At 70.6% G+C, this 19021-nt stretch carries 14 protein-coding genes; 2 read left to right on the forward strand and 12 right to left on the reverse strand.

Translation table 11 applies throughout. From position 1 onward, the window contains the following. Nucleotides 1-35: 35 nt before the first annotated feature. The 9 genes from ABTW65_RS16230 to ABTW65_RS16270 all read right to left on the reverse strand — a co-directional run bounded on the left by ABTW65_RS16230 (nucleotide 36) and on the right by ABTW65_RS16270 (nucleotide 11594). Nucleotides 36-1211, reverse strand: coding sequence for a Gfo/Idh/MocA family protein (locus tag ABTW65_RS16230; protein ID WP_350661790.1), 1176 nt, complete (start codon nucleotides 1209-1211; stop codon nucleotides 36-38). A gap of 82 nt (nucleotides 1212-1293) precedes the next feature. Beyond that, a complete protein-coding gene (locus ABTW65_RS16235; RefSeq protein ID WP_350661792.1) occupies nucleotides 1294-2331 on the reverse strand; it encodes a substrate-binding domain-containing protein in 1038 nt (345 codons plus the stop codon). Nucleotides 2332-2411: 80 nt separating this feature from the next. Next, nucleotides 2412-3461, reverse strand: a complete 1050-nt coding sequence (locus ABTW65_RS16240; RefSeq protein WP_350661795.1) for an ABC transporter permease — start codon at nucleotides 3459-3461, stop codon at nucleotides 2412-2414. Further along, complete coding sequence (locus ABTW65_RS16245; RefSeq protein WP_350661797.1) at nucleotides 3458-5017, reverse strand: sugar ABC transporter ATP-binding protein; 1560 nt, start codon at nucleotides 5015-5017, stop codon at nucleotides 3458-3460. The genes ABTW65_RS16240 and ABTW65_RS16245 overlap by 4 nt, the downstream gene beginning before the upstream one ends. After that, entirely contained in the window at nucleotides 5014-6276 is a 1263-nt protein-coding gene (locus tag ABTW65_RS16250; protein WP_350661799.1) for an ROK family transcriptional regulator, read from the reverse strand. Before ABTW65_RS16250 ends, ABTW65_RS16245 begins: the two co-directional genes overlap by 4 nt. A gap of 231 nt (nucleotides 6277-6507) precedes the next feature. Then, nucleotides 6508-8637 carry a PQQ-dependent sugar dehydrogenase gene (locus ABTW65_RS16255; protein ID WP_350661801.1) on the reverse strand — a complete coding sequence of 710 codons (2130 nt, stop codon included), beginning with the start codon at nucleotides 8635-8637 and terminating at the stop codon, nucleotides 6508-6510. A 156-nt stretch (nucleotides 8638-8793) separates the two neighbouring features. Continuing rightward, nucleotides 8794-9999 carry an ROK family transcriptional regulator gene (locus tag ABTW65_RS16260; protein WP_350661803.1) on the reverse strand — a complete coding sequence of 402 codons (1206 nt, stop codon included), beginning with the start codon at nucleotides 9997-9999 and terminating at the stop codon, nucleotides 8794-8796. 30 nt (nucleotides 10000-10029) lie between these two features. Then, nucleotides 10030-11163 (reverse strand): signal recognition particle-docking protein FtsY, encoded by a 1134-nt coding sequence (gene ftsY, locus ABTW65_RS16265; RefSeq protein WP_502890596.1) that lies wholly within the window; start codon nucleotides 11161-11163, stop codon nucleotides 10030-10032. 179 nt (nucleotides 11164-11342) lie between these two features. After that, nucleotides 11343-11594, reverse strand: a complete 252-nt coding sequence (locus ABTW65_RS16270; RefSeq protein ID WP_350661805.1) for a hypothetical protein — start codon at nucleotides 11592-11594, stop codon at nucleotides 11343-11345. 165 nt (nucleotides 11595-11759) lie between these two features. Here ABTW65_RS16270 and ABTW65_RS16275 point away from each other — a divergent pair, with 165 nt between their 5' ends. Beyond that, entirely contained in the window at nucleotides 11760-12752 is a 993-nt protein-coding gene (locus ABTW65_RS16275; RefSeq protein WP_350661807.1) for a glycosyltransferase family 2 protein, read from the forward strand. Between the two features lie 25 nt (nucleotides 12753-12777). Next, on the forward strand, nucleotides 12778-13821 hold the full coding sequence (locus ABTW65_RS16280; RefSeq protein WP_350661809.1) for a methyltransferase domain-containing protein: 1044 nt from the start codon (nucleotides 12778-12780) through the stop codon (nucleotides 13819-13821). Between the two features lie 273 nt (nucleotides 13822-14094). Here the strand turns inward: ABTW65_RS16280 and ABTW65_RS16285 are convergent, their stop codons facing one another. The 3 genes from ABTW65_RS16285 to ABTW65_RS16295 all read right to left on the reverse strand — a co-directional run bounded on the left by ABTW65_RS16285 (nucleotide 14095) and on the right by ABTW65_RS16295 (nucleotide 18974). Beyond that, nucleotides 14095-15105, reverse strand: a complete 1011-nt coding sequence (locus tag ABTW65_RS16285; RefSeq protein WP_350661811.1) for an FUSC family protein — start codon at nucleotides 15103-15105, stop codon at nucleotides 14095-14097. A gap of 81 nt (nucleotides 15106-15186) precedes the next feature. Continuing rightward, a complete protein-coding gene (locus tag ABTW65_RS16290) occupies nucleotides 15187-15807 on the reverse strand; it encodes a maleylpyruvate isomerase family mycothiol-dependent enzyme (protein WP_350661813.1) in 621 nt (206 codons plus the stop codon). Nucleotides 15808-15827: 20 nt separating this feature from the next. Further along, entirely contained in the window at nucleotides 15828-18974 is a 3147-nt protein-coding gene (locus ABTW65_RS16295) for a glycosyltransferase (RefSeq protein WP_350661815.1), read from the reverse strand. Nucleotides 18975-19021: the final 47 nt, after the last annotated feature.

The following is a 19021-nucleotide window of genomic DNA, read 5'->3' on the forward strand; positions in this document are numbered from 1 at the left end:
AACAGGCTGGAATCGGCCGAGCGGCCCCGGGTGGATCAGGTGGGGATCTCCTGCCACGTCCTGGTGTCGGAGCTGGTCTCCACCGCGGCGAGAACGCGCTGCACCTGTAGTCCGTCGGCGAACGTCGGGGTCGGCTCGGTGCCTTCGCCGAGTGCGCGGACGAGGTCGACGACCTGGTGGGTGAAGCCGTGCTCGTAGCCGAGGCCGTGGCCCGGCGGCCACCAGGCCCCCACCCACGGGTGCTCGGGCTCGGTGACGACGATCCGGCGGAAGCCGCCCTCGGCGTCCGGCAGGGTCGCGTCGTGGAAGTGCAGGACGTTCATGTCCTCGAAGTCGAAGGCCAGGCTGCCCTTCGACCCGTTGATCTCGACCCGGATCGCGTTCTTGCGGCCGGTGGCGAAGCGGGTGGCCTCGAAGGAGCCGACCGCTCCCCCGGCGAACCGCGCCAGGAAGAGCGCGGCGTCGTCGACGGTGACCGGACCGCGTTCGGCCCCGGCTGTGGCGGAGAGCCCGGACGAGGTCTCGGCCACCGGGCGCTCCTTGACGAAGGTCTCCAGCATCCCGGAGACCTCCAGGATCCGGTCACCGGTGATGTGCTGGGTCAGGTCGATGACGTGGGCGCCGATGTCGCCGAGCGCACCCGAGCCGGCCTTGGTCTTGTCGAGACGCCAGCTCAGCGGGGTCTCGGGGTCGGCCAGCCAGTCCTGGAGATACTGCGCACGTACGTGGTGGAGCTCCCCGAGACGACCGTCGGCGACCAGCTTCCGGGCCAGGGCGATGGCGGGCACCCGGCGGTAGGTGAATCCCACCATCGCGCGCACTCCACGCTCGGCGGCCACCGCGGCGGCCGCGGCCATCCGCTCGGCCTCGGCCACGCTGTTGGCCAGCGGCTTCTCGCACAGCACGTGCTTGCCCGCCTCGAGCGCGGCGATCGCGATCTCCGCGTGGGTGTCGCCGGGCGTGCACACGTCGACCAGGTCGACGTCGTCGCGGGCGATCACGTCGCGCCAGTCGGTGACGCTCTCCTCCCAGCCGAACCGGGTGGCGGCCTCCGCCACGCGAGTCGCGTCACGGCCGCAGAGGACCTGCATCCGCGGGGTCAGGGGAAGGTCGAAGAAGCGGTGGGCACTTCGCCAGGCGTGGGAGTGCACGGCGCCCATGAAGGCATAGCCGATCATCCCCACCCCGAGCGTGGCGTTCTGCTCGGTCATCGGAACTCGATCCTGTGTTTCGGTGGTGTCGCTCCGCGCCCGAGCGCGGAGCGATCTTGCGGTCTGACTGGGTCGGGCTCGATCAGGACTCGAAGGCCGTGGGGAGGAACTCCTCCACGTTCTCCTTGGTGACGACAGGCGCGTCCAGCTGGATGGTGCGCGGCACGGTCACCTCGACCAGGTCGGACATGGCCTTGTCCTGCGCCAGGAGCCGGGCGAGCTTGATGCCGTCAGCGGCCTGGGTGGAGGGGTAGATGACCGTCGCCTTGAGGACGCCCTTGTCCGACTCGATCTCGCGCATCGCGTTGGCCGAGCCGGCGCCGCCGACCATCGTGAACTCGTCGCGACCGGCGTTGTTGATCGCGGCGAGGACGCCGACACCCTGGTCGTCGTCGTGGTTCCACAGGAAGTCGATCTTCGGCGCGGCCTGGAGCAGGTTGGAGGCCGCCTTCTCGCCGCCCTCGACGGTGAAGTCGGCAGCGACCCGGTTGTCGACGTCGAGCCCGCACTCGCCCAGCGCGTCCTTGAAGCCCCGGCTTCGGTCCTGGGTCAGCGGCAGCGAGTCGATGCCGGCGATCTCGGCGACGACGGCGTCCGTCTTGCCGTCGGCCTGCCCACAGACGTACTCACCGGCCGAGACGCCCATGCCGTAGTTGTCGCCGAGCACGGTGACCCGGGCGGCGTTGGGGTCGTTGAACTCACGGTCGACGTTGATGACCGGGATGCCGGCCTCCATCGCCTTGAGCGCGACCGGCGTCATGGCGGCGCCGTCGAAGGGCAGCAGCACGATGGCGTCGACCTTGTCGTTGATGAAGGTCTCGACCTGGCTGATCTGCAGACCGACGTCGTTGGTGCCCTCCGCCAGGCGCAGGTCGACGTCCTCGTAGGAGTCGGCGGCGGTCTTGGCCTGTTCGCTGATCGCACCCATCCAGCCGTGGTCGGCGGCGGGGGCCGAGAAGCCGATGACGACCGTGTCGCCCTTCTCGTCGTTGGAGCCGGCCTTGGCGTTGGAGGTGCCACCGACGTTCTCGGACTTCTCGGGGGTGTTGCTGATGCAGGCCGAGAGGGCGAGCACCGAGAGGCCGGCGACGACGATTCTTGCTGTGGACTTCAGTTTCATGGAAGTGCTCCTAGATCGTGCGAGGTGGAGAAGGGATTGGTCCGAGAGCCGTGGACGGCTGGCTGGATGGCGTCGGGCGGTCATGACCCTGGCTGTCGTGAGAACCGCTTCTGCAGCAGCACGGCGGCGATGATGATCAGGCCCTTGGTGAAGGCCTGAGCGGAGATCGAGAGGTTGTTGATCACGAAGACGTTGGACAGGGTCGCGAAGATCAGCACGCCGAAGACGGTGCCGACGATGGTGCCGCGACCGCCGGCGAGCAGGGTGCCGCCGATGACGACCGCCGCGATGGCGTCCAGCTCGTAGAGCTGACCGTGCGTGGCGCTCCCGGTCGTGGTGCGGCTGACCAGCATCACCGCGGCGATGCCGCAGCAGAGGCCGACGAGCACGTAGAGGAGCACGGTGTGGCGGCGTACGTTGATGCCGGCCAGGCGCGAGGCCTCCGGGTTGCCGCCGATCGCCAGTGTGCGCCGGCCGAAGGTGGTGCGGTTGAGCAGGATCCAGCCGATCACGGCCACGATGGCGAAGATCCAGATCAGCACCGAGATCCCGAAGATGTCGCGGGAGAGCGCGTCGGTGAAGCCCGGCACGCTGACGATCTGGGTCTTGCGCGCCGAGATGATCTCGGCCAGACCGCGGGCGCTGGCCATCATCGCGAGCGTCGCGATGAACGGCACCACGCCGCCGTACGCGATCAGCAGGCCGTTGATCAGCCCGGCGCCGGCGCCGACCAGGAGCGCGGTGGTGACGATGATGATCCAGTGGATGTCGTTGGCCATCGTCTGGGTGGCCACCGTCGTGCACCAGATCGACGAGAGCGCGACCAGCGCGCCCACCGACAGGTCGATGCCACCGCCGGTGATGACGAACGTCATCCCGATGCTGACCACGCCGATCACCGCGGCGAGGCGCAGGATCGTCATCACGTTGTCGACCGAGGCGAACCGTTCACCACCGGTGGCGATGCCGATCACGGCCAGCAGGCCCAAGGCCAGGACCAGGCCGAGGTTGTGGCCCGCGCCGCTGCGCAGCAGCTGGCCGAGGCCACCGGGCTCGGCCCGGCGGGCCGCCTCCTTCTCCACCCGGGCGGTGTCCGCTTGCGTCGCGGCGCCCGTCGGTGTGTCGCTCATGCGACCTCTCCTTCCATCACGAGGTCCAGGACCTTCGACTCGTCGATCTCGGTGGCGGGTCCCTCGTGGACGACGGAGCCCTCGCTGATGACGAGGACCCGGTCGGCGAGACCGAGCACCTCCTCCACCTCGCTGGACACCACGACCACGGCGACACCTTCGTCAGCCAGGCGGCGGACGAGGTTGTAGATCTCGCTGCGTGCCCCGACGTCGACGCCCCGGGTGGGCTCGTCGAGGAGCAGCACCTTGCAGTCGCGCAGCAGCCATCGGGCGAGCACGACCTTCTGCTGGTTGCCGCCCGACAGGTTGCGGACCGGCCGGTCCACCCCGGCCGGACGTACGTCGAGCGAGCGGCTGAGCTCCTCGGCGGCGCGGCGCTCGGCGGCGCTGTCGAGGAAGCTGCCCTTGGAGAACCGGTTCAGGGACGAGACCGTCACGTTGCGGTAGACCGCCTGGTCGAGCAGCAGCGCCTGGCTCTTGCGCTCCTCGGGAGCGAGGCCGATCCCGGCCGCCACCGCAGCGCGTACCGAGCCGCGGCGCAGCCGGCGGCCGTTGACGGTGACCGTGCCCGAGCTGGAGCGGCGGGCGCCGTAGACAGTCTCGAGGATCTCCGAGCGGCCGGAGCCGACCAGGCCGGCCAGACCGACGATCTCGCCGGCGTGGACGCGGAGATCGATGTCGTGGAAGCGGTCGCCGGACAGGCCGGTGGCCTCGAGCACCGGCGTGCCGTCCCGACCGGGTGCGATCGCGGGGCGCTCGGGGAAGACGTACTCGATCTGGCGGCCGGTCATCAGCGTGATCAGCTCCCGGGTCGGAGTCTCCTCGACCGAGAGCCCGGTGGCCACGGTGCGGCCGTCCTTGAGGACCGTGATCCGATCGCCGATCTGGCGGATCTCCTCGAGGCGGTGGGAGATGTAGATGATCGCGACGCCCTCCGCGGTGAGGCCGCGGACCACCCGGAAGAGGTTGTCCACCTCCTCCTGGTCGAGGACCGCCGACGGCTCGTCGAGGATGAGCAGGCGGGTGTCGTGGGACAGCGCCCGCGCCATGCTGACGATCTGCTGACCGGCCGGCGAGAGGTCGCCGACCAGACGGTTCGGGTCGACCTCGCTGTGGCCGAGCCGGGCCAGGAGCGTACGCACCCGCTGCGTCGCCTCCGCACGGCGGCTGAACCCGGCGGTGGCGAGCTCGTGGCCGAGGAAGATGTTCTCGGTCACGGTGAGCCCGGGCACCAGGTCGAGCTCCTGGTAGATCGTCGAGATGCCGCGCTTCATGGCGGCGACCGGCGTGGTCAGCCGGACCGGCTCGCCCTCCCAGAGGATCTCCCCCTCGTCGGGCTGGTACGCCGCCGAGAGCACCTTGATGAGGGTCGACTTGCCGGCGCCGTTCTGTCCGAGCAGGCAGTGCACCTCCCCCGCGCGGACGTCGAGGTCGACGCCGCCGAGGGCGAGCACGCCGGGGAACCGCTTCACGATCCCGGTCATCTCGAGCAGTACGTCACCCCCGTCTGCGCTGGCGGCGGGGCCGTCCGGCGACGGCGTTGGGGTCTGGGTCATCGGGTTCCTCCGTGCAGTTCGGCGAGGGCGGTGGGGTCGGAGAGCACCGGCTCCAGGGAGACCAGTGCGCCGCCGCGAACCGCGGCGGTCGGGCCGAAGGCTGAGATCGCGACCCGGGTGCCACCGGCACGCGGCGCGAGGACGTCGGCGGCGAGCCGTGCCTCGACGGCCGGTCGCAGCCACTCGCCGAGCACGGCGAAGTAGCCGCTGAGCACGACGGTCCCGGGGTTGAGCGTGTTGACGAGGATGGCGGCGCCGGTGCCGAGCCAGGTGCCGACCTCGTCCAGCGCGGCCAGGGTGCGGCCGTCGGCGAGCCGGGCGCGCTCGACCAGGGTGGCGAGCCGCTCCTCCAGGGTCAGTACGGGGTCGCGGACCGGGTCGTCGGGGTCGGTGGCTGCCTCGAGGAGCGCCCGCAGCCCGACCACGGTCTCCCAGCAGCCGGTGCGGCCGCAGCCGCACAGACGCCCGCGAGGGTCGACCGGGAGGTGGCCGATCTCGCCTGCCCAGCCGTGCCGTCCCGGGGCGACCCGGCCGCCGCTGACGATCGCGCCGCCCAGGCCGACCTCGCCGTAGAGCACCACCATGTCGGCGCGGTCGGCGTCGGTGGGGTCGAGCTCGGCGGTGGCGGCGAGGGTGGCCTCGTTGGCGACGCGCACCGGCGGCACTGGCGTGGCCGTGGTGGCCAGCCGGCGGCGTACGTCCTCGGCGGCGTCGATGTCGCGCCAGCCGAGGTTGGGGGCGAGGGTAACGCGCTGGGTGGCGGTGTCGACGAGGCCCGCGACGCCGACGGTGATGCCCGCGACGGTGGCGCCGGCGGTCCGTGCCTCGGCGAGGGCGTCGTCGACGAGGCCGGCGAGCTCGGCCAGCACGCCTTCGGGCGGAAGGCTGCGGCCGTCGATGCCGCGGCGGAACTCGGCGATCACTGACCCGGCGAGGTCGACGGCGACGACGGCGAGGTGATCGACGTTGATCTCCGCACCCACGCCGCACACCGAGCTGCCGACGAGCCGGACCTGGACGCCGGGGCGGCCTGCCCCGCGGCGGTCGGCGTCCTCGCAGGAGACCAGCCCGAGCTCGGCGAGCTCGTCGACCAGTCCCGTCGCGACCGTGCGGGTCAGTCCGGTCTCCACGGCCAGGCGGCCCCGCGAGCGCGGCCCGCGGTCGCGCAGCGACCGCAGGAGCAGGCCCATGCGGGCGGCCCGGACGGCGGCCGGGTCGGCGGTGGCGGAGACCCGCACGGTGATGTCTGCGTCGCGCACGGTTGCCTCCTGTCCGGGGTGGGGTCGCCCATCGCGGGCGCAGCCTGTGATGGCAGTCACAGAATTCGGTGACTGAGAGACAAACTAGTGACCCCGCTCACGTTGTACAACCCTTTCGCGGCGGTTTCTGCAAAGTTTCTGTCGAACTTTGAAAAGTAATTGGACAAAGTACCCGAAAAGGGGCACCCGGCCACGACTGGCCGGATGCCCCTTTCGGGTCGATCGCGAGGGTCACTCGCTGGGTGCGATCACCACCTCGTCGGTGCCGGTGAGCGCCGGGATGTCGCCGTCACCGGGGTCGGTGTACTCAGCCACGAAGACGGCGTTGAGGTCGTCCTGCCCGGGGTCGTGACCACCGGGGACGGTCGTCACGATCGAGCCGCTGCAGCCGTTCGCGGTGGACTGCGGGTGCCCGTGCTCGTCGTGGCCCAGGACGTACGTCACCGAGACCCGGTCGCAGTCCACGGCCTGGTCGTCGCTCACCTCGACCTGGAACTGGACGGTGTCACCGAAGTGGAACGCCTCGCCAGGCGCCGGGCTGGTGGTCAGGGTGACCACCGGAACGTCGTTGCCGACGACGACGTCGACGTCAGCCGAAGCATGCTTGCCGCGTCCCGCCTTGCCCTTGTCGGTGACGGTCAGGGTCGCTCGGTAGGCCCCCGGCTCCTCGTAGGTGTGGGTGGCGGTCTTCCCGGTGGCGTCGAAGGTGCCGTCACCGTCGAAGTCCCACTGGTAGACGAGGCGGTCGCCGTCGGGGTCGGTCGTCCCGGCGCTGTCGAAGGCGACGGTCAGCGGCGGCTGACCGGCGGTCTTGTCGGCGCTGATGACCGGCTTCGGGCTGTGGTTGCCGGTGCGGGCGATGTAGTCGATCCGGGAGACCTGGGCCTCCTCGTTCTCGCTGAAGAACCCGTCGCCGTACTCGAGCATGTAGAGCGAGCCGTCCTTGCCGAACTCCAGGTCCATCACGTTGTCCGTGGCGAACGTGGAGAGCACGGACTCGATGCCGGTGAGCTCGCCGTCGGCGCCGAGCCGCATGCCCTTGATGTAGTCCCGGCCCCACTCCGCGAACAGCGGAACGCCGTCGTAGTACTCCGGCCAGGCACCGGAGAGCGGGTCCTTCGTCGCCGACTTCTGGAAGTCGTACGCCGGGCCGGCCATCGGGGCGATGCCGCCCGTACCGAGCTCCGGGAACTTCTCCGACTGGCTGTAGGTGTACCAGACGGTCGGCTGGGTGACCGGCGGGAGCTCGGTCAGACCGGTGTTGTGCCGAGAGTCGTTGACCGGGGCGTCACAGTCGAACGCCGGCCCCGAGGTCCCGGTCGCGAAGTCGTAGTCGCGGTAGGGCATCTCGGCGGTCGCACACAGCGGCCAGCCGTAGTTGGCCGGCTCCGTGACGACAGTCCACTTGCCCTGACCCGCCGGCCCGCGGTCGGGGTTCGCGGCGGAGGCGTCGGGCGAGTAGTCGGCCACGTAGACGCGGTCGGTCTGCGGGTCGATCTCGATCCGGAACGGGTTGCGCAGGCCCATCGCGTAGATCTCCGGGCGGGTCTTGTCGGTGCCCGGCGCGAACAGGTTCCCGGCGGGGACGGTGTAGCCGCCGCCTGCCTTCGGCTTGATCCGGAGGAGCTTGCCGCGCAGGTCGTCGGTGTTGGCGGCCGTACGCCGCGCATCGAAGGCGGGGCTGCGGTTCTCGCGGTCGTCGAGCGGGGCGTACCCGTCGGACTGGAACGGGTCGGTGTCGTCGCCGGTGGCGAGGATCAGGTTGCCCGCCGAGTCGAAGACGATGTCGCCGCCGACGTGGCAGCAGCGCCCCCGGTCCACCGGTACGTCGATGATCTGCTGCTCGGTGGACAGGTCGAGCTTGCCGCCGGCGTACTGGTAGCGCGAGAGCCGGATCGCACCCTTGAAGGGCTCGAAGTCGGCGGGCGAGCCGTACTCGGGGGCGTCGCCCTCGTTGACGTCCGGCGTGGCCGGGTCGTCGACGGGGGTGTTCATCGGCGGTGAGTAGTAGACGTAGACCCACTTGTTGGTCCGGCCGTTGTATCCGGGGTCCAGAGCGATGCTCTGCAGACCCTCCTCGTCGTGCTGGTAGACGTCGAACTGGGCTGCGACGCTGTTGACGCCGGTGTCGGCGTCGTTGAGCCACACCTTCCCGGCCCGGGTGGTGTGGAGGACGTCCCCGTTGGGCAGGACCGCGAGGTCCATCGGCTCACCGGGGCGGTCGTTGAGGGTCACCTTCTCGAAGTCGGTGTCCGGCGGCGGGGCGGCCGTGGGCGCCGCGTCCGCGGACGTCGTGAGGGGGAGAACCAGGAGGCCGGAGACCACGGTGGTGGCGACGCTCCAGAGGGTGAATCTGCGCACGGTCCATCTCCTTCTCTCGCTGTCATGGGAGGGGAGCGAGATCGTCCGCGAACGTATCGATGTGACGCCGGTCACGTCAAGTGACTTGCGTACTTTCGCAAGATGATTTCGAAAGATGGGACGATAGTGCGCCTCTGGAGCGGTCGGGAGTCGGGTCTAGGCCTCGCCGCTGCTCGGCGCGTAGACCGAGGCGCTGATCAGGTGAGCCGCGCCGATGACGCCGCCCTCGTCACCCAGCTCGCTGAGCACGATCGGGAGGTTGCCGGTCGCCAGCGGCAGCGAGCGGCGGTAGGTCACGCTGCGGATCTCGGCGAGCAGCCCGTGACCGAGCTTGCTGACCCGGCCGCCGATGACGATCAGGCCGGGGTTGAAGAACGAGACCAGGCTGGCGAGCACCTGGCCGATGCGGTGTCCGCTCTCCCGGATGAGCTGGACCGCCTGGGCGTCACCGCGGGCCACCGCGATGGCGATGTCCTCGGCGCTCAGCTCGCCCTTCTCCGCGAGCAGCTCGGCCAGCACCGGAGAGCGTCCGGAACGGGCCGCGGCGAGCGCCTCGCGGGCGAGCGCCGCCCCTCCGGAGAAGGCCTCCAGGCAGCCGGTGTTGCCGCAGGCACAGGTGGGCCCGAAGTCCTCGACGCGGATGTGGCCGATGTCGCCGGCACAGCCGTCGACGCCGCGGTAGAGCTCCCCGTCGACGACGATCCCACAGCCGATGCCGGTGCCGATCTTGACGTAGAGGAAGTCACGAGCGGTCCGGGCGACACCGGCGTGCTGCTCACCCGCCGCGAGGACGTTCACGTCGTTGTCGAGCACGACCGGGCAGCCCAGCTCCCGGGCGACCGCGTCGCGCACCGGGTAGCCGTCCCAGCCCGGCATGATCGGCGGGGACACCGACACACCACGGTGGAAGTCGACCGGTCCGGGTACGCCGATGCCCGCGCCCATCGGCTCGCTGACGTCGTGCTCGTCCAGGAGCGCGCGCACCTCGTCGAGCGCGGTCGCGAGCACCTTCTCGGGGCCGCTGCGGATGTCGCACGCCCGGGTGCGGGTGCCGATCACCGACAGCCGCCCGTCGGTGAGGCCCACCGACATGCTGGTGGCGCCGATGGAGATGCCGACGAACCGGATGTCCGGCGCGAGGTCGACCAGGGTCGAGCGCCGGCCACCGCGAGAGGCCGCCGGCCCCACCTCGTGGGCCATACCCAGCTCGGTGAGCCGGCCGACCTCAGCCGCGATCGTGGTGCGAGAGACGTTCAGCCGGTCGGCGAGCTGAACCCGCGACAGCGGGCCCTCGTCACGTAGCTGGGCGAGCAGTCGTGCCTGCATGGAGGTCTCGGCCCGGCCGGCGAGTGAATGGCGCATACCGGCGATCCTGCCATGTGGCACGGACTGTTAGCCCAGGAGCGCGTCGACGAATGCCTCAGGGGTGAACGGGGCCAGGTCGTCGGGGCCCTCACCGAGGCCGACGAGCTTGACCGGAACCCCGAGCTCGCGCTGCACGGCGACGACGATGCCACCCTTGGCGGAGCCGTCGAGCTTGGTGAGGACGATGCCGCTGACGGCGACGGCCTCGCTGAAGACGCGGGCCTGGATGAGGCCGTTCTGGCCGGTGGTGGCGTCGAGGACGAGCAGGACCTCGGTGACCGGGGTCTGCTTTTCGATGACGCGCTTGACCTTGCCGAGCTCGTCCATCAGGCCGGCCTTGTTCTGCAGCCGTCCGGCGGTGTCGACGATGACGGTGTCGACACCTGTGTCGAGGCCCTCCTTGACCGAGTCGAAGGCGACGCTGGCCGGGTCGGTGCCCTCCGGGCCGCGTACGACCTCGACACCGACGCGCTCGCCCCAGGTGGTGAGCTGCTCGGCGGCGGCGGCACGGAAGGTGTCGGCGGCACCGAGGACGACCTTGCGGTCCTCGGAGACCAGGATCCGCGCGAGCTTGCCGGTGGTGGTGGTCTTGCCGGTGCCGTTGACACCGACCATCAGCACCACACCGGGGGCGCCGTCCGCGCCGGTGACCTGGAGCCGGCGGTCCATGCCGGGGTCGACCAGCTTGATCAGCTCGTCACGCAGCGCCGCCTTGACGTCGACCTTGCCGCCCTCGACGCGCAGCCGGGTGCGCAGCCCCTCGACCAGCTCCTGAGTCGGGGTGACGCCGATGTCGGCGGTGAGCAGCAGATCCTCGATGGACTCCCAGGTGTCCTCGTCGAGCCGGTCGGACGAGAGCAGGTTGAGCAGGCCACGGCCCAGCGCGTTGGACCCGGCCAGGCGCTGGCGCAGCCGCACCAGGCGGGAGGCGGTGCTCTCCGGCTTCTCGATGACCGGCGCGGCGGGTTCCGCCGGCACCGTCTCCGGCTCGGCCTCCCCGACCGTCGGCTCTTCTGGGCGGGTGATGACATCGGTCCCCGCCTCGGTCGGCAGCGAACGGTCCTTGCGGCGCCGGTTGCTGGCGACCAGACCGACGATGCCGCCGCCGATGATCGCGACAGCGGCGACCGCGATGATGACGATGAGGGTGACCATTTCCATGGGCCACATCCAATCAAACTAGCGGCCCAAACCGAGAGTCCGTGTCGTAGGCCGTGCGATGCGTGCGTGCATCGCAAGGCGGCGTCGCGACGGCATACCGGGTGTCTTCCGAGCGGCGCCAACGCCGCGAGGTGCGTGCGCAGCGTGCGGCCTGCGGCTCGGAATCGAGGTGCGGGACGCTACCCCTGATTTTCCGTAGTTCCTGGCTTGCGCTCACCGAACAGCTCGGTGAGGTGGTCCTCGCGGCGGGTCTGCAGGCGCGTGGCCGGGCTGAGCGTGGGGGCCGTGTCGACGGCCCGCTCCATCGCCGTGCCGAGCTTGGTGGCGTACGGCATCTTCTGTCCGCGGTGGGGGAAGACCGTGTAGACGATCACGAGTCCGGCCAGCGCGACGATGAGGAACATCGCCACGAAGATGACAACGATGGTCAACACTGGCTCGGCCAGCCCCCTTCTGGATACGCACGGACGGCGTCCACCCTTGCATACCCGGACCCCGGAGCACACAACGGCACGCGCGGGCACGCGCGCCCGGGGTGTCCCGTCGTACGGCGCGGGATCTCGACAACGTACACCGGGCCGGTAGTGTTTCACGGCATGAGGATCATCGGGACAATGATGGTCCGGGACGAAGTCGACATCGTCGCCGCGATGATCGAGCACCACCTGGACCAGGGTGTCGACACGTTGATCGTCACGGACAACGCGTCGGTCGACGGCACCACCGAGGTGCTCGAGCGCTACGCCGCCACGGGACGGGTCGAGCTCCACCACGACCCCGTCCACGAGAAGCAGCAGGGCAAGGTCGTCACCTCGATGGCCCGACGTGCCCGCACCCACTTCCGCGCCGACTGGGTCCTCAACCTCGACGCCGACGAGTTCCTGGTCCCGAAGGACAAGGGCCAGACCGTACGCCAGGCGCTCGAAGCCACTCCCCTCTCGCTCAACGCGTTCACCGTCGAGGTGGAGAACCTCGTCGGCCCGCCCGCCTGGAAGGGCGGCGGCATCAACCGGCTCCAGTGGCGCGACCGGCGTACCGACGAGCGCCTCGAGGCGGTCGGGCTCCACGCCCACCCGACGCCCAACGCCATCCACCGCGGTGAATCGGACATCAAGGTCGTCCAGGGAAACCACTTCGTCTCGCTGATGAGCAACGGCCAGCCGGCCGACGAGGTCGCTCTCGAGGTGCTCCACCTCCCCTGGCGCTCCTGGGCTCAGCTCGAGCGCAAGGTGATCAACGCCGGCAAGGGCTACGAGGCCAACCCGGACCTGAAGCCGAGCCCGCGCCACCACGGGATGCGCGACTACCAGCGCTATCTCAACGGCACCCTGCAGGACGCCTACCTCGCGCGCACGCCCACCCGAGCCGAGCTCGCCGCCGGCGCGTTCTCGGGCGACTACTCGTTCGACGACTGGCTGACCTACCACCTCCACATCGTGCTCGGCCGCTCGCTCATCCCCGACCTCATGCGTGACGTGCTCGACCCCGAGAACGACAAGGCCGTGCCCGACGATGAGCACGCCCTCGGTGCCGAGCGCGGCCGGGCCGCCCTCGCCGCCGAGCCGTACATCCCACCCCGCAAAAGCTGAAACTCTCTTCTCAGGAGGACCTGTCTTGCCCACCTTCAGGGGCGCCGTACGCCGCGGCCTCGCCGCCGCAGGTCTGCAGACCGTCCGTGCCGCCGATGCCGAGGCCGCGCGCCTGCACGACCGGATCGACGAGCTCAAGCAGCGCAACCAGAAGCTGCGTACGAAGGTCGAGGGGCTGCAGGGCGACCGAAACCGCACCACCGCGGTGCCGGCCATCCCCGGCCTGGACCGGCTGGAGCTGCGTCGCGAGCAGGTGCTCGCCGGGGTCAAGCCCGACGCCCTGATCCTGGAGATCGGCCCCGCGCACAACGCGATCCTGCCCAAGCGGGACGGCTATGACGTACGCATCGTCGACTATCTCGACCGCGAGGGTCTGGTTCAGCGCTATGCCGGTTTCTCCCAGTACAACCCTGACGACATCGAGGAGGTCGACTACGTCTTCCGGCCGGGAACTCCCTGGTCAGAGATGATTCCGGAGCGTTTCGACCTCGTCGTCGCCTCCCACGTCATCGAACACACCACGTCGATGATCGACTTCCTCAACGAGTGCGAGAAGCTGCTCAACCCCGACGGCGTGCTCGCCCTGGTCATCCCCGACCACCGCTACTGCTTCGACCGGTTCCGCGAGCGCGCCTCGCTCTCGCGCGTCATCGACGCCTCGCTCTACCCGTCGTCGGTGCACACCATGGGCGCGGTCATCGAGGAGCGGCTCAACGCAGCCAAGCACGGCGGCATCACCGCCTGGGGCCCGCGCCACAAGGGCGACTACACCTTCGCCCACGGCCTTGAGGCCGTGAAGGCGAGCGGCGCGGAGGCCCAGCGCGGCGAGCGCTACATCGACACCCACAACTGGGTCTGCACCCCCAACCACCTCCGCCTCCTGCTCCAGGACCTCGCCGACCTCGACCTCATCTCGATGCGGGAGACCTCCTTCCACGACACCGTCAAGCACGAGTTCTTCATCAACCTCTCCCCCACCGGCGAAGGCACCGGCCTCACCCGCGAAGAGCTCATCGTCCTGGCCGACGACGAGCGCCGCGTACTCGACCAGGCAGTCTTCGAGAAGTAGCCGAGCCTGGTGTAGCCGAGTCGGCGCAACTGCACGCCTTGGAGCAAAGCGAAGCGAGCGAGGCGTGCGGTTGCGCCGACTCGGCACGCAATCCTCTAGGTCAGCACCCCGTGGGCCGAGACGTCACCCCGGACGGCCGAAGCGTCGCTTGGGTCGGCCGACTTGGCACTGCCGTGACGTCTCGCCCGACCTAAGTGACGTCTCGGCCGACGTACGCGACGTCTCGGCCGACGTACGCGACGTCTCGGCCGACGTACGCGACGTCTCGGCGGGTCAGCGGCGGCGGAACTCGCGGAGGGCGAGGGCGGCGGCGAGGCCCACGACGACGCCGAGGAGGGTCTCGGCGAGGCGAGACCAGAGCAGGGCATCGACGGGCTGTGGGTGGCCGAGCTGGACCATCAGCAGCGAGAGCGGCGTGATGGCGATGAGGGCGAGGCCGTAGTGGCGCCCGATGAGGAGCTCGGTGATGCCTTGGAGCGCGGCGACGACCACCGCGACGACGAGGGCAGGGAGGGAGACCGAGAGCAGCACGGCGGCCAGGACCAGGCCGACCAAGGTGCCGACCACGCGTTGCAGCCCGCGGGTCGTCTGCGCCAGCAGCCCGGTGACGCCGAACGGTACGGCCGCGGCGACCATCGCCCAGTAGGTGTGGCTGAGCCCGAGCGCGGTCGAGACCGTCCCGGCGACCACGACCGCGACGACGACCGCGATCGCGTGGTCGAGGCGTACCTCACCACGGCTCGCCTCGACCGAGGCTCCGCTGCCGGCCAGCCGCTCCTCGAGCAGGCCGAGGAACACCGCGATCAGGGCCGCGGCCGCCGCTACGCCGACGGCAACCGCGACCCCCGACAGGGTCACCGGGAGCGCGGCACAGGTCGCCACCGCGAACACCGGGAACATCGGACCCGGCGGCCGCAGTACGAACCGGTCCGAGAGCATCGACCCGGCCGCGGCCCAGACCGCGGCGACGGGGATGACGAGCCAGGCCCGGTGCGAGGAGGTCGCCACGAGTGCGCCGCACAGGGCCGCGAAGGACATCAGCGCCCCGGCCGCTGCCTGGGTACGCCAGCGTCCTCGCAGCGGCTGGCGGCCGCCGTAGATCGAGGCGAAGGTGCCGAAACAGGCGTACGCGGCGAGCTCGATGTGTCCGATGCCGGCCAGCGCCACCAGCCCGACGAGCAGCGTGACGCTCGCGCGCCAGGCGGGCGAGTGGCTTCCTGGCGCCGGTGAGATCCGGAGGGACTCCTGCATCAACCGCTCGAGCCGGCTCCGTTCGCTGCCCAACCCGTCTCCCCCATGCCGTGGTGCCGTCATCGCATCAGACACCATACGGCCGCCTGTGCGAACCCAGATGGTTCGGAGTGCTCAGCCCAGCCGGTGTCGTAGCTCGGGTACGCCGTCGCCCTTGAGATCCTCGAGCACCTCGCGCCTTCCGGCCATCGCCATGACCAGGTCGAGCAGGCGCCCATGGACCTCGGGACCGTCGCCGGCCACGAACTCGGCGTCGACCGCTCGGAGCCGAAACCCCTCGACCAGCGACTTGCTGTTGACCGCGAAGTCCTTGGTGGCGAAGAACCTGGCGACCGCCGAGAGTCCTTCGGGATCCGGGTCGTGCCGGATGCCACGGGGTCGCCGGATGTCCTCGCCGTGCACGATGATCTCCCCCAGCCCGCCGACGCTCTCCTTCCGCGGCAGCCCGATGGGTCCGATCCCGGCGAACATCTCGAGCGTCTCCTCCGGCGAGGATCCGCGGAACTCCTCGAGCCGCCTGCGGTTGTGTACGGCCGGATCGAACCGCGCCCCGATCATGCTGCGCAGCCAAGCCGGGAACGATAGTCGTGAGGCCGCGCCGAGGTGCGCCACGACCTCCTCCGCGTCCCACTCCCCGCAGAGGGTGGCCGAGCGCCACTGCTCGGGAGAGAGCGACCTCAGGTCATCGACCAGCGCGTCCCGCTCGCGCAGCTGGATCACCGACAGCTTCGTCATGCGGACACTCTGACAGGTCGCTAGCGGCGGTCGCGCTTGGCACGCTCCTCGAGCGCAATATCGAGGAGGGAGCGGGCGCGGGCGTCGAAGCCGTGGTCGCGGTGGATGCGGGCGGCCTCGGCGCGGATGTGCTCGTCGGTGCCGAAGACGACCGAGGGGTCGGGCATCGAGGACCACTTCACCAGGTCCTCGGGGGTCTCGTAGACCTGCACGGTGTCACCGAAGACGTCGCGGAGGCCGACGACGTCGTCGGAGATGACCCGGGCACCGGAGGCGACGGCGTCGAAGAGCCGGTTGGAGATGAAGCCGTAGTCGCGCATGTCGGCCCAGTGGTCGTTGAGCACGACCCCGGCGGCCCGGTACTCGGCACCGAGCCGGGTGTTGGACATGTGCTGGGCCTTGACGTAGTGGCGCGGGATGTAGGGCTCCCAACCATGGCCGTAGACCGACAGCGGCAGCCCCGCCGAGACCGCGTCGTGGATGATCGGGCGCTCGACGTCGCGCGAGGTGCCGACGAAGAGGACCGCGTGACCGGAGTCGGGCAGCGCTCGGTCGGGGTTGAACAGCTCGGGGTCGGTGGCCTGCAGCAGCGGGTCGATGCGGATCCCCCACCGTGCCGACATCCGCTCGGCCCAGATCGGCCCGGCCGCCAGCAGCCGGTCGAACGAGACCGCCTCGGCGCGGGTGACCGCGTCGGGGTGGGAGATCACCCAGCCGATGTTGATCCGGCCGTCGGGTGCGGGGAAGTAGCGCGAGAGGCCGCGCAGGGTGACCACGACCTCGTCGTCGAGCGCACTCGGCCGCTCCCACTCGTAGTGGTGGTCGACGACCGCGGACTGGCCGAGCCTGCGCAGCGAGCGGGCCAGAGCACGGGCGAAGTGGGTGTCGCCCCACCGCTCCCCCTCCGGCGCCCCGGGCGCGGAGATCTTGATCGACCAGCGCAGCTGCGGTACGCCCTCGACGACCGAGGCGCGTGGCATCGGGGCGAGGATCGGGCGGGTCGCGGCGTACGTCTTCGCAGGACCGGTCGGGTTCCCGGCCGTGGCCCGGCCGACGACCTGGTAGCCGCAGGCCGCCCAGGCGGCCAAGTCGTCGCGTGGCTCGGTGCGTCCGACCCAGCGGTCGAGGTAGATCAGCCGGTTGCGCGGGGCGCGGGCGAAGCGGCCCTTCGACTTCGACTCGTGGTGGACGACCTCGGAGGAGGTCACGACCCGGAACGATCCCGGTCGCAGCGCCGCGAGCCGGTGGCACAGGTCGACGTCCTCCATCCCGTTGGTGAAGATCGGGTCGAACCCCTCACATGCCACGACGTCGCGGTAGCGCATCACCAGCGCCGCGCCGGTGAGCGCGGAGAACCGGTGGCCGTCGAGGCCGGCAGCATCCTCGGGCGGGTACTCGGCGAGCATGTTGTAGGGCAGCCCGCCGTAGGGCGGGAAGACGACCCCGGCCGACTGCACCGACCCGCTCGGGTAGAGCAGCAGCGGCTGGACCGCGAGCACCTCGGGATCCTCGAGCGCCGAGACCAGCGGCTCCAGCCAGCCGGCCAGCGCCGTGGTGTCGTTGTTGAGGAAGACCACGGTCTCCCCGGTGACGTACGGGATGGCGAGGTTGTTGCCGAGCGCGAAGTTGTGGTTGACGGTGCTGTGCACCACCTTCACCTCGGGGAACCGCAGCGGCAGCGAGTCGAGCACCGCCGAGACACGGGCCGAGGAGCCGTTGTCCCAGACCACGATCTCGAGCCGCTTCTCGCCCGCCCCGTGCTCCATCACGGCCTCGACCGCGCCCACGGTCAGCAGCGAGTCGTCGTAGGTCGGGATGACCACCGAGACCACGTCCGGGTCAGGGGCGCGCGAGCCGAGCGCGGCCCAGTCGATGAAGGTCCGGTTGCGTACGACGTCCTCCCACGACTCCAAGTCGTTGGGGTCGAGCGGGAGCCGGTCCTGGCGCGGACGGCGCGGGTTGACGCCCTGGCGGCGCTCGACGCCGACCTCCGGCACGACCTCGACCACCGCCCGGGAGGTCAGCCGCAGCGCGAGGTCGTAGGCCCAGCCGAAGCCGATGTCGTCACGGGGGCCACCGACCTCCGCCAGCAGCGGCGCCGAGATCAGCAGTCGCGAAAGCAGGGTCCGCATCAGCGGGCCGGGCACGTCGGGCCCGGGCGAGGCCGGAGGCACGTCGACGGCGAACCGCTGCTCGGCCTGCCACGGGCGCTCCAGCACATCGGCGACCAGCGGCCTCCCTGCCGCCTCGGCCACCGAGGCCAGCCGCGCGAGCCGACCGGGCCGCCAGACCTCTCCCCCGGCGACGTACGCGACGAAGTCGCCGCTCACCTGCGAGAACGCCGCGACGACGCCAGGCTCACCGCGGTCCGGGTCCCCGAGTACCACCCGGGCACCGGGGACGACCTCGGGGATGACCTCGGCAGCCGACGGGGTCAGACCGCGGTCGATGACGATGACCTCGGTGCTCAACCCGGTCTGGGCGGCGACGCTGTCGAGCGTCGCCCGGGCGAGCTCGTCGGAGGCGCCGAGGTCGACGATGACGCTGACCGTTCCGACCGGCTCACGACCGGCCGAGGCGGCCGGGGCGCGGTCGATGGCCGGCCGCCAGGTCTGCGGGACGCCCTGCCGGGCCTGCCATTCCGCGCGCCGGTCCCGGATCCAGTCGCGCAGGTCGGGGAAGCGGCCGTCGACCTGCTCCAGCCAGTCGTTGGCGCGGCGTCCGTTGCGGGCGCCCCGGTCGACGTAGTGCCCGATCGCGCCGCCGTAGAAGTTCTCGGTCTGGCGCCGTTCGGTGTAGCCGTCGGTGTCGAAGAGCGGGTGGGTCGGCTGCAGCCACAGCTCGGCGCGCAGCCAGTAGAGGAACGGGTCCTGGTCGCCCATCTGCTTGCGCAGGCGCGGGGTCAGCCGCGCGACGAAGAACTCCGGGTCGAAGAGCGGGCTGGGCTGTGCCAGCGGCTTGGCGCGGTCCTGCTCGAGATAGTGCCGGGCGGCCCGCTTGCGGTCGAGGCGCTGGCCGACCTGCTCGGCGTACCACTCATGGTCGAACAGCGGGCAGTCGACGAGCAGACGTACGTCGTCGGCCCGGCTGTAGAGGGGCGAGTCGTTGTAGACCTTGCGGGCAAGGTCTCGCCCCCTGCGCAGTCCGCCACGTGCGATGCGCTTCAACTCTTCGTCCACTAAAGGTCCCCCAAGACGCTCTAGATCGTGCTTCG

Source organism: Nocardioides sp. NPDC127503, assembly GCF_040302165.1.
Lineage (GTDB): Bacteria > Actinomycetota > Actinomycetes > Propionibacteriales > Nocardioidaceae > Nocardioides.